This is a genomic window from Kitasatospora sp. NPDC051170, from assembly GCF_044455705.1.
Lineage (GTDB): Bacteria > Actinomycetota > Actinomycetes > Streptomycetales > Streptomycetaceae > Kitasatospora.
In genome coordinates this window covers 602,335-614,026 of the sequence record NZ_JBITFA010000003.1, presented here as the reverse complement: position 1 = coordinate 614,026, position 11,692 = coordinate 602,335, and the positions used below count along the sequence as shown (strand labels likewise).

At 74.4% G+C, this 11,692-nt stretch carries 9 protein-coding genes; all 9 read left to right on the top strand.

Annotated elements, in window-relative coordinates:
* Positions 1-11 precede the first annotated feature (11 nt).
* A complete protein-coding gene (locus tag ACIBCA_RS09850) occupies positions 12-494 on the top strand; it encodes an SRPBCC family protein (RefSeq protein ID WP_396282328.1) in 483 nt (160 codons plus the stop codon).
* A 34-nt stretch (positions 495-528) separates the two neighbouring features.
* Positions 529-1,653 carry a hydrolase gene (locus ACIBCA_RS09845; protein ID WP_396282327.1) on the top strand — a complete coding sequence of 375 codons (1,125 nt, stop codon included), beginning with the start codon at positions 529-531 and terminating at the stop codon, positions 1,651-1,653.
* Positions 1,654-1,656: 3 nt separating this feature from the next.
* Positions 1,657-2,823 (top strand): CaiB/BaiF CoA transferase family protein, encoded by a 1,167-nt coding sequence (locus ACIBCA_RS09840; protein ID WP_396282326.1) that lies wholly within the window; start codon positions 1,657-1,659, stop codon positions 2,821-2,823.
* Between the two features lie 86 nt (positions 2,824-2,909).
* Positions 2,910-4,544, top strand: a complete 1,635-nt coding sequence (gene cimA, locus ACIBCA_RS09835; protein ID WP_396282325.1) for a citramalate synthase — start codon at positions 2,910-2,912, stop codon at positions 4,542-4,544.
* Positions 4,545-4,581: 37 nt separating this feature from the next.
* A complete protein-coding gene (locus ACIBCA_RS09830) occupies positions 4,582-5,610 on the top strand; it encodes a ketoacyl-ACP synthase III family protein (RefSeq protein ID WP_396282324.1) in 1,029 nt (342 codons plus the stop codon).
* A gap of 139 nt (positions 5,611-5,749) precedes the next feature.
* The gene (locus ACIBCA_RS09825; protein WP_396282323.1) at positions 5,750-6,766 is read left to right on the top strand and encodes an aromatase/cyclase; all 1,017 of its coding nucleotides are present in this window, start codon (positions 5,750-5,752) and stop codon (positions 6,764-6,766) included.
* 134 nt (positions 6,767-6,900) lie between these two features.
* Entirely contained in the window at positions 6,901-8,649 is a 1,749-nt protein-coding gene (locus ACIBCA_RS09820; protein ID WP_396282322.1) for a fatty acyl-AMP ligase, read from the top strand.
* A complete protein-coding gene (locus ACIBCA_RS09815; RefSeq protein WP_396282321.1) occupies positions 8,646-10,364 on the top strand; it encodes an acyl-CoA dehydrogenase family protein in 1,719 nt (572 codons plus the stop codon). The genes ACIBCA_RS09820 and ACIBCA_RS09815 overlap by 4 nt, the downstream gene beginning before the upstream one ends.
* Positions 10,365-10,442: 78 nt before the next feature.
* Positions 10,443-11,684, top strand: coding sequence for an acyltransferase domain-containing protein (locus tag ACIBCA_RS09810; protein ID WP_396282320.1), 1,242 nt, complete (start codon positions 10,443-10,445; stop codon positions 11,682-11,684).
* Positions 11,685-11,692 lie beyond the last annotated feature (8 nt).

Below are 11,692 nucleotides of genomic sequence, written 5' to 3'. Positions count from 1 at the left end.
GGGTCGGGCCCATGACGGAGACGTCGCTTCCGGACGTGCGCAAGACGGTGACGGTGGCCGCGAGCGTCGAGCAGTGCTTCGCGGTGTTCACCGGGCACCCGCAGGACTGGTGGCCGCCGAGCCACGTGCTGGTCAAGAAGGAGCGCGCGGGCCTGGCCTTCGAGCCGGGCGTGGGCGGGCGTTACTACGAGTGGGACGTCGAGGGCACCGAGATCGCCTGGGGCACCGTGCTGGCCTGGGAGCCGCCGCACCGCCTGGCGATGACCTGGCGGATCGACCCCAACTGGCAGTCGATCACCGACGACGAGCGCGCCAGCGAGATCGAGGTCGAGTTCACGGCCGTCGACGAGCACACCACCCTCGTCGAGCTGGCCCACGTGAAGCTGCACAAGCACGGCGAGGGCGCCGAGCGGATCTTCCGCGCGCTGGACGGGCCGAGCCCGGGCGAGACGCTGGCGCTGTTCGCCAAGGCCATCGAGAAGCACGTCGGCTGACTGATCGTCGGACAACCAGAAGGGGGACCACCAGATGTCCATCGCCACACCGCCGGCCCAGCTGTCCGCCGAGGCCGCCGAGAAGCTGCGCCTGCTCGCCGCCGAGCACGCCGCCGAGGCCGACCGCACCCGGGTGCTCGCGCCCGAGGTGGTCGACGCGATCCGCGCGGCCGGGTTCGCCCGGCACTTCGTCTCCGCCCGCTTCGGCGGCGCCGAGGGCACCTTCGCCGAGCTGACCCAGGCCGTGCTGAGCGTCGCCGAGGGCTGCCCGGCCACCGCCTGGTGCGCCTCGCTCAGCGCGTACTCCGCCCGCTTCGCCTCCCACCTGCCGCAGGAGGGCCACCACGCGCTGTGGGGCGCCGGGGCGGACACCGTCATCGCGACGGCGCTGATCCCCTCCGGCAAGGCCGAGCGCGTCGGCGACGGCTGGCGGGTGGACGGCCTCTGGCAGTACGTCAGCGGCATCGACTTCGCCGACTGGGTGCTGGTCTGCGCCGTCGTCGCCTCCCCGGAGGCCGTCCAGGGCCCGCCGCAGATGCGGTTCTTCGCCGTGCCGGCCGGCCGCTACACCGTGCGCCCCACCTGGGACAGCATCGGCATGCGCGCCACCTCCAGCCACACCATCGCCCTGGAGGGCGTGCTCGTGCCCGAGCACCTGTCCTTCGACCGCACCGACATCATGACCGGCCGCAACGTGAACTCCGACCTGTCCGCCCACAACGTGCCCTTCCAGGGCGTGGGCAGCCTGACGTTCATCGCGCCCGTGGTCGGCGCGGCCGCCGGCGCCCTGAACGCCGCCGCCTCCACGCTCACCGGCCGCAAGCGCAACCCGGGCGGCGAGCTGGCCGTGGTCCGCGCCTCCGGCCGGATCGACGCCGCCAAGCTGCTCGTCGCCCAGAACGCCGAGGTCCTCGACGGGCGGCTGTTCGACCAGGCGCACCTGGCCCGCAACGAGCGCAACGCCACCTACTGCGCCGAGGTCGTCCCCGAGGCCGTGGGCCTGCTGGTGCGCGCCGCCGGCACCAGTGGCCTCGGCGAGGGCCACCCGCTCCAGCGCTTCTGGCGGGACGTCACCTCCGCGGCCAGCCACGTCGCCCTGCAGTACGACACGGCCGCCCGCAGGAACTACGCGGCGGTGCTGCTCGGCCCGGAGTCCTGAGCGGTGCCCGGCAGCGGCCCACTGGCGGGCCTGAGGGTCGTCGAACTCGCGGCCATCGGGCCCGCCCCGTACGCCTGCATGATGCTGGCCGACCTCGGCGCCGAGGTCGTCCGCGTGGACCGCGCGGACGGCGCGCGGTCCTTCGCCGCCTGGCACACCGTCCTGGACCGGGGCCGGCGCTCCATCGCCCTGGACCTCAAGGACCCGAGGGCCGTCGAGGTGGTGCTCGCCCTGGTGCGCCGCTCCGACGTGCTGATCGAGGGCTTCCGCCCCGGCGTCGCCGAACGCCTGGGCCTGGGCCCCGACGCCTGCCGGGCCGCCAACCCGCGCCTGGTCTACGGCCGGATGACCGGCTGGGGCCAGGACGGGCCCCTGGCCCAGACGCCCGGGCACGACATCAACTACATCGCGCTCACCGGCGCCCTGGACGCGATCGGCCGCGCCGGCGGCCCGCCCGTGCCGCCGCTCAACCTGCTGGGCGACTTCGCCGGCGGCGGCATGCTGCTGGTCAACGGCGTCCTGTCCGCCCTGTACGAGCGGCTGAGCTCCGGCCAGGGCCAGGTCGTGGACGCCGCGATCGTCGACGGCGTCTCCGGGATGCTCGGCATGCTCGTCGGCATGACCGGCGACGGCCAGTGGCACGAGGCGCGCGGCGCCAACCTGCTCGACGGCGGCGCGCCCTTCTACGACGTCTACGCCTGCGCCGACGGCGGCCACGTGGCCGTCGGCGCCCTGGAGGAGCGCTTCTACCGCGCCCTCCTGGACGGCCTCGGGCTGGCGGAGACACCCCTGCCCGACCGCGCCGACCAGGCCAACTGGCCCGAGCTGCGCCGCCGCTTCGCCGAGCGCTTCGCCACCGCGACCCGCGAGGAGTGGACGGCCCGCTTCGAGGGCACCGAAGCCTGCGTCACCCCGGTGCTGGGCCTCGCCGAGGCGGCCCGCCACCCCCACGCCGTGGCCCGCCGCGGCTTCCTGTCCACCGCCGGGCTGCACCAGCCCGCCCCCGCCCCGCGCTTCGGGCGCAGCGAGGCACCCGAGCCCGCCGCCGCACCCGCACCGGGGGAGCACACCCGCGCCATCCTCGCCGAGTGCGGCCTGAGCGCCGACGGCGTCGAGGAACTGCTCTCCGCCGGCGCGGCCCGTTCGAGCGCCGGTCCAGGCCCGCGCTAGCCGCTCCCCGGACCGTGACCTGACCAGCCGCCCGGACGCCGCTTCCAGGGCCTCCTGCGGCCCGGAACTGAGAGAAGGAGGAGGCAATGGCAGAGCGGCGGTTCCAGCTCTACGACACGACCCTGCGCGACGGAACGCAGCAGCAGGGGATGACGCTGACGGTCGAGGACAAACTCGCCGTCGCGCGCCGTCTGGACGCCTTCGGGGTCGGCTTCATCGAGGGCGGCTGGCCGGGCGCGGTGCCCCGCGACACCGAGTTCTTCCGCCGGGCCCGCACCGAACTCAACCTGTCCTCAGCCCAGTTGGTCGCCTTCGGGGCCACCAGGAAGCCCGCCTCCCTGGTCTCCGTCGACCCCCAGGTCCGGGCCCTGCTCGACGCCCAGACCCCGGTGGTCACCCTCGTCGCCAAGGCGCACCCGCGCCACGTCGACCTGGCGCTGCGCACCAACCTGGCCGAGAACCTGGCGATGATCGGCTCCACCGTGCGCCACCTGGTCTCGGCCGGGCGGCGGGTCTTCCTGGACGCCGAGCACTACTTCGACGGCTACCGGCTCAACCGCGAGTACGCCCTGGAGGTCGTGCGCATCGCCGCCGACGCGGGCGCCGAGACCGTCGTCCTGTGCGACACCAACGGCGGCTGCCTGCCCGACGAGGTGCGCGCCGTCGTCGCCGACACCCTGGAGGCCACCGGCGTGCCGCTGGGCATCCACTGCCACGACGACACCGGCTGCGCCGTCGCCAACACCCTGGCCGCCGTCGACGCCGGCGCCGACCACGTCCAGGGCACCGCGCACGGCTACGGCGAGCGCTGCGGCAACGCCAACCTGTTCACCGTGTCCGCGAACCTGGTGCTCAAGCGGGGCCTCCAGGTCGTCCGCCCCGACCAGCTGCGCGCCATGGCGCTGATCGGCCACTCCGTCGCCGAGCTGACCGGCGTGCCCGGCCACCCGGCCGCGCCCTACCTGGGCTCGTCCGCCTTCGCCCACAAGGCCGGTCTGCACGCCTCCGCGCTGCGGATCGACCCCGACCTCTACCAGCACACCGACCCGGCGCTGGTCGGCGGCGAGATGCGCACCCTCGTCTCCGACCTCGGCGGCCGCTCCTCGATCGAGCTGAAGGCCCGCTCCCTCGGCTACCGGCTGGACGCCGCCTCCGACGTGGTCGCCCGTACCGCCGCCCGGGTCAAGGAGCTGGAGCACCTGGGCTACGCCTTCGAGTCCGCGGACGCCTCCTTCGAGCTGATGCTGCTGGACGAGCTGGCGGACGGGCAGGTGGAGCCGCCCTTCGAGGTCGCCTCCTGGCGCGTCGGCGTGGACCGGCTGCCCACCGGCGCGATCCGCACCGAGGGCTCGGTGCGGCTGGTGGTCAACGGCATCCCGCTGATCGCCTCCGGCGAGGGCAACGGCCCGGTCAACGCCCTGGACCGGGCGCTGCACAAGGCGCTGGAGCCGTTCTTCCCCGAGCTGGCCGGCCTGGAACTGGTCGACTACCAGGTGCGTGTCCTCAGCGGCGACAAGGGCAACGGGGAGAGCGGCAGCGCCGCCCGCGCCCGGGTGCTCGTCACCTTCCGGCACGGGGACCGGACCTGGGGGACGGTCGGGGTGGACGAGAACACCGTGGCCGCCTCCTGGCGGGCCCTGCTGGACGCCGTCCACTTCGTCCTGCGCACGGGGGTGGTCGCGGGGCCCGTCGCCGCCCCGGCCATAGCCGCAGCCGGCTGACGGCCGGCGCCCGACGGAAGCAGACAAGGGAGCCATCGTGCGCGTCGAAGACATCTTCATCCGGGGGACCGCGATCAGGCTCCCCGCGACCCTGCTGGTCGCCGACGCGGTCGCCGCCGGCGCCTGCCCGGCGAAGATCGCCACCGCCACGGACATGCTGTCCGTCGCCCACTCGCCCGAGGAGTCCGCCGCCGAGATGGCCGTCACGGCCGCCCGCACGGCCCTCGCCCGGGCTGGCACCACCCCCGAGGACATCGACCTCATCCTGCACGCCGACACCTACCACCAGGGCCAGGACCTCTGGCCGGTGGCCTCCTACGTCCAGCGCGGGACCGGGCGCAGCACCTGCCCGGCGCTGGAGGTGCGCCAGATGTCCAACGGCGGCCTCGGCGCGCTGGACCTGGCCACCGCCTACCTGAGCGCCGACCACAACCGCTGCGACGCGCTGCTCACCACCGCCGACCGCTTCTGCCCGCCGGGCATCGACCGCTGGCGCACCGACCCGGGCACGCCGTACGCGGACGGGGCGACGGCGCTGGTGCTCTCGCGCCGCGGTGGCTACGCGAGGCTGCGCTCCCTGGCGCTGCACGCCGACGCCGAACTGGAGCCGATGCACCGCGGCGACGAGCCGTTCAGCCCCGCGCCGTTCACCCACCGCATCCCGGTCGACTTCGAGGAGGCCAAGCGCGCCTTCCTGCGCGAGGTCGGGATGTCCTTCGCGATCAGCAAGGCCCACGCGGGCCAGCAGACGGCGCTGAAGCAGGCGCTGTCCGACGCCGGGATGGAACTGGCCGACGCGGACTGGGTGCTGCTGCCGCACTTCGGGCGCCGGCGCCTGCAGGCCATCTACTTCGAGCCCTTCGGCATCGAGCCGGAGCGCACCACCTGGGACTGGAGCCGCACCGTCGGCCACCTCGGCGCGGGCGACCAGTTCGCGGGCCTGGACCGCCTGGTGGTCTCCGGTCGGGCCCGGCCCGGGGACCGGGTGGTGATGGTCAGCGTCGGCGCCGGCTACAGCTGGGGCGCGGCGGTGGTGGACATCCTCGACCGACCCCACTGGGCCTGACCGTACGTCAGATTCATGGAAACGCAAGGCGGTTCGGCCATCATGAGCCGGACTGCACCGGCGCTCGAGCCCGATTCGAGCGGACCTTGGCATTCTCGAACCGGCCGCCGTGTGCGGCGTGAACGAAGGAGAGCTCGCCGTGGCGCCCACCGCTGCGACCGACCAGACCGTACCCACCGAGCGGCCCGAGACGCCCACCCGCGTCACGGAGCACGCCGTCACCGTCTCCGCCCCGGCGGCCGCCGTCTTCGCGCTCGTCGCCGACGTGGCCGGCTGGCCCCAGCTGTTCGGGCCGACCGTGCACGCGGAGGTGGTGGAGGAGAACGTCCTCAGCGACGGCCGCAGCGAGCAGCTGCTGCGCATCTGGGCCACCGCCAACGGCAGGGCCAGGACGTGGACCTCCCGCCGCACCCTGGACCGCGCGGCCGGGCGGATCACCTTCCGCCAGGTCGTCTCCGCCCCGCCCGTCGAGGCCATGGGCGGCGACTGGGTCATCCGGCAGGCCGACGGGAGCGAGGAGACCCACGTCACCCTGCTGCACGACTACCGCGCCGTCGGCGACGCCCCCGAGGCCGTCGCCCTGATCGAGAGCGCCGTCGACCACAACAGCCGCGCCGAGCTCGCCGCCCTCAAGGCCGGAGCCGAACAGGGGCCGCGGGACGACGGGTTGTGCTTCACCTTCAGCGACTCCGAGCACATCGACGGCTCCGCCCAGGACGTCTTCGACTTCCTGAACCGCGCCGACCTGTGGCCCGAGCGCCTGCCGCACGTCGCCCGCCTGGATCTCACCGAGGACGAGCCCGGCATCCAGCACATGGAGATGGACACCCGCAGCCCCGACGGCTCGGTGCACACCACCGTCTCCGTGCGCGTGGTCTTCCCCGAGCGGCGGAGCATCGTCTACAAGCAGCTGCGCGTCCCGGCCGCCATGGCCGGCCACACCGGCCGCTGGGAGATCGAGCCCGCCGCGGACGGCGAGGGCGTCGTCGCCACCTCCTGGCACACCGTCACCCTCGACCCCGAGGGCGTGCGCGCGCTGCTCGGCGAGGACGCCACCCTCGCCCAGGCCCGCGACCTCGTGCGCAAGGCGCTGGGTACCAACAGCTCCACCACCCTGCGCCACGCCCGCCGGTACGCCGAGGAATCCTCCTCCTGATGTCCCTCCAGCGAGCGGAGAGCCGAGGCCGTCCGGGCCTCGGCTCTCCCGCGTTCCGTCCGCAAGCCTCGTTCGAGGGGCCGGGCGCACCATGCAGCCATGGAGGCGACAACCATGACGCGCGAGGGGGACGCATGACCGGCTTCCGGAACTTCGCGGAACAGATCCAGGCCAGGGCCGCCGAGGCGCCGGGCAGGGAGGCGCTGATCCTCCTGCCCGAGTACGAGGGCAGGAGCCAGGCCGAGGCGGTGTCCTACCGCGCCCTGGACGCCGGGGCCCGGCGCCTGGCCGGCTGGCTGCAGGACCGCGGCGCCGCCGGGGAGCGGGTGCTCCTCGCCCACTCCGACCGGCGGCTGTTCGCGATCAGCCTGCTCGCCTGCCTGTACGCGGGCGCGATCGCCGTGCCCACCGCCCCGCCGCGCGGCCGGGGCCACCACGCCGAGCGGATCGCCGGGATCGTCAAGGACGCCGCGCCCTGCCTGGCGCTCACCGACGCGGCCGAGGCCCCCGACCTGTCCCGGCTGCTGGCAGCACAGGGCCACGGCTCCATCCCCTGCCTGGCCGCCGACGTGGTCCCGCCCTCGGCGCCCTTCACCGCGCCGCGGCTGGGCCCCGACTCCGTCGCCCTGCTGCAGTACACCTCCGGCTCCACCCGCGAGCCGCGCGGCGTCGTGGTCACCCACGGCAGCCTGACGGCCAACCAGCGGGCGATCGGGGCGGCGCTGCGCACCGGCCCGGCGGACGTGTTCGGCGGCTGGCTGCCCTTCCACCACGACCTCGGGCTGATCGGCCAGCTGCTCCACCCGCTGTGGCTGGGCGCCACCTCGGTGCTGCTCACCCCGGAGGCGTTCGTCAAGCGGCCGCTGCGCTGGCTGGAGGCCATCTCGCGCTACGGCGTGACCGTCAGCGCGGCTCCCGACTTCGCGTACGACCTGTGCGTGCGGCGCACCGACGAGCAGCCGCTGCCCGCCGGGCTGGACCTCTCCGCCTGGCGGGCCGCGGTGGACGGCGGCGAGCCGATCCGCTCGGCCACCTGGCAGGCGTTCTCCGAGCGCTTCGCCCCGGCCGGGTTCCGGGCCGAGGCCCTGACCGCCGGCTACGGCCTGGCGGAGGCGACCCTGCTGGTCGCCCTGGACGCCGGGGGCGCCGCCGGGGCGCGCACCCACCGCGAGGTGGACGCGGCCGCGCTGGAGCGCAACCGGCTGGCCGACGCCAGAACGGGCCGGCCCTCCAGATCGCTGGTGCCCGTGGGCCTGCCCGTGGAGCTGGACCTGCGCATCGTCGACCCGCAGAGCCAGGCCACCCTGCCCGACGGCCGGATCGGCGAGATCTGGGTGCGCGGCCAGGGCGTGGCCGCCGGCTACTGGCGCCGCCGCGGCGAGAGCGCCCAGACCTTCGGCCAGACCACCGCGGAGGGCGAGGGCGGCTACCTGCGCACCGGGGACCTCGGCGTCGTCCAGGACGGGCTGCTGCACGTCACCGGCCGGCTCAAGGACGTGATCGTGGTCGCGGGCCGCAACCTCTACCCGCAGGACCTGGAGCAGACGGTGCAGCGCGTCAGCGCGATGTTCGGCTCGGCCACCGCCTTCGGGGTGCCCGGCGAGCGCGAACAGGTCGTCGTCATCCAGGAGTTGCGAGCCCAGAGCCGCTACCGCGTCGACTTCGCGGGGCTGACCGCGGCCGTCAAGGACTGCCTGGCCCGGGAGTTCGAGCTCCAGACCGGCGCCGTCCTCCTGGTACGCCCGGGCACGGTACGCCGCACCACCAGCGGCAAGGTCGAACGGGCGGCCATGCGCAAGCTCTTCCTGGACGGCCGGCTCAAGCCGCTGCACCAGGAAGTGAAGTCCGAAGTGGAACAGTTGCTCGTCAGGAGTCGTCCATGATCGAAGGGGATCGGATCACCCGGCTGGAGAAGGCCTTCGGGCCGCTCTTCGGCGCCGACAATCCGATGGGCCAGCACGGCCTGCTCGCCGCCGACGCGCGCGGCGAGGTGCTGGCCGAGGCCGAGCGGGTGCTCGACGAGTTCGGCTTCAACGCCGAGTTCGTGCCCGCCGAGCTCGACGGGCGACTGACCAGACTGGACGAGCTCGGCCGGGTGCTGCGCCCGGTGTTCCGCCGCGACGCCTCGCTGGGCTTCGGCTACGGGCTCAGCTGCTTCTTCGCCGCCGTCCCCGTGTGGGCCGGCGGCGACGGCGGCCAGCGCGCCCTGGCCGCCCGGCTGCTCCTGGAGGGCCGCCGGATCGCCGTCGTGCGGCACGAGGTGGCGCACGGGAACGCCTTCGTCCGCGAGGAGTTCGCGGCCGAGCCGAAGGCCGGCGGCTTCGTCCTCAACGGCACCAAGAGCGTGATCGCCAACGCCCGCACCGCCGGGGGCCTGGTGGTCTTCGCCCGCACCGGCGGCGAGGTGGCCGGCCGTGCCCACTCGGTGCTGCTGCTGGACCGCGAGGCCCTGCCGGAGGCCGCCGTCGAGTACCTGGGCCGGCACGGCACCACCGGGATGCGCAGCGTGGAGTTCGGCGGCATCCGCGTCACCGACTGCCCGGTGCCGGGCTCCGCCCTGGTCGGCGGGCTCGGCGAGGGGTACGAGCTGTCGCTGCGCTCCTCGCTGGTGATCCGCGGGCTGATCCCGTCGATCGTGCTGGCGGGCGGGGACACGGCGCTGCGCACGGTGGCCCGCTTCGCCACCCGCCGGCGCGCGGACGGCCGCTCCTCGCTGGACGTGCAGCACGTCAAGGACGTCCTCACCGGCGCCTTCCTGGACCTGCTGGTCAGCGACTGCCTGTCGCTGGTCGCGACCCGGGCCCTGCACCTGATGCCCAAGCAGATGAGCGCCTACGCGGCCACGGCGGCCTACCTGGCCCCCAAGCTGGTCGCGGAGGCGATGGAGGAGATGTCGGCCGTGCTGGGGGAGGAGACCTTCGCCGAGGACGGCGCGTACGCGATGTTCCGCAAGCAGCTGCGGGATCTGCCGGTCACCTCGCTCGGGCACGCGGGCAGCGCCGGACGGCAGGTCAGCATCCTGCCGCAGCTGCCCTTCTTCGCCCGGCACGCCTGGTTCGCCGACCCGGAGGCCCCGCCCGAGCTGTTCCGGCTGGAGGGGGACCTGCCGCCGCTGAGCCTGGCGGACGCGGCCCTGCTCGGTGACGGTGATCCCCTCGCGGCCACTTTAGTGGCATGCACCGATCAACTGGAGAACGGCGGGCTGCTCTCCGACGCCGGCCCGGACGGCCCCGCGCTGCGCTTCCTCGCCCGCGCCTTCACCATCGAACTCGACGACCTGCGCAAGGCGTTCACCCGCATCGCCCTGGACGACCGCAAGGCCATGGTCAGCCCGCACGCCTTCGGCCAGGCCGACCGCTACACCCTGGTACTGGCCGCCGCCGCCTGCCTCGGCGTGTGGCGCGAGCAGCGCGACGGCGAGGACGACTTCCTCGCCGACCCCAGCTGGGTCACCGCCGCCCTCTACCGCCTCGGCCGCCGCCTGGGCCTGCCGCTGCCCGACCGCCCCTCCGGAACCGAACAGCGGGTCCTGGCCGAGGTCCTGGCCCGCCTGCACGGCCGCCGCAGCCTCGACCTGTACGGGTCGGCGCTCGCCTGAGACACATCCCGGGCCCACGCCGGCCCGAGACCCTCCGGGCCCGCGCCCGCCCCCGACCACCGCGAAGGAGTCCCTCCCGTGAACACCCCCCACCCGTCCGCACCGGAACCCGACTACCACGGCTGGCTGAGCGAGCGGCTGCGCCACTACCTGGGCCGCGACATCGCCGAAGACGTCCCGTTCACCACCTACGACCTCGACTCGGTCGCCGCGCTGAGCCTCTACGGCGACATCGAGCAGGAGTTCGGCCCCGTGCTGGACCCGACCGACATCTGGCTCTACCCCACCATCCAGGAGCTCGCCGCCTACCTCGAACTGCGCGACATCCGCCTCGGCAGCGGCCAGCAGGTGCGCGCCGCCTTCGTCTTCACCGGCCAGGGCTCCCAGCACCCCGGCATGACCTCCGGGCTCTACCTCAACTCCACCGGCTACCGCCGCTTCCTGGACGAGGCCGCCGCCGCGCTGTCCCCGTACACCGGCGTCTCCGTCGTCGACCTGATGCTCAGCCGCGACCGCCGCGTGCACCAGACCGCCTACACCCAGCCCGCCCTGTTCGCCGTCGAGTACGCCCTCGCCCGCACCCTGGAGGAGGCCGGCGTGCAGCCCGTCGCCGTCCTCGGCCACGGCATCGGCGAGTTCGCCGCGGCCGTGATCTCCGGCGCCCTGACGCTGGCGGACGCGGCCAAACTGGTCACCGTCCGCGGCGCGTTCATGCAGTACCTGCCCGCCGGCGGCGGCATGACCGCCACCTGCCTGGCGCCCTACGAGGCCGCCGAACTGATCGTCGACGAGCCCGGGGTGGCGATCGGCGCGATCAACGCCGCCAAGGCGACCGTCCTGTCCGGCGAACTCGAGGGCCTGCGCCGCATCGAGCGCAGGCTGGAGGAGCGCGGCATCGCCTGCAAGGCGCTGGAGGTCACCCACGCCTTCCACTCGCCGATGATGGAGCCGATGCTCGCCAAGTTCGAGGCCGTCACCCGCCGGCTGCCCGGCGGCGCCTCCCGGCTGCCGTACTACTCGACCGTGCGCGGGCGCCTGACGAGCGAGCCGCTGTACGCGCCGTACTGGACGGCCCAGGTCACCTCGCCCGTGCGCTTCGCCGACGCCGCCCGGCAGATGGTCGACCAGCAGGCCCTGACCCACATCGTGGAGATCGGCCCCAAGGTCGTACTCACCCCGTTCATGCGCCGCATCGCCGGCAACGAGGGCCCCTCCTGCCTGGGCATGTGCCGGGGCCCGCAGACCAACGCCGTCGACCTGGCGGGGGTGCTCTCCGCCCTGGACGCCGGCCCGCTGGCCCACCCCCTGGTGAGGGCCTGAGATGGCGG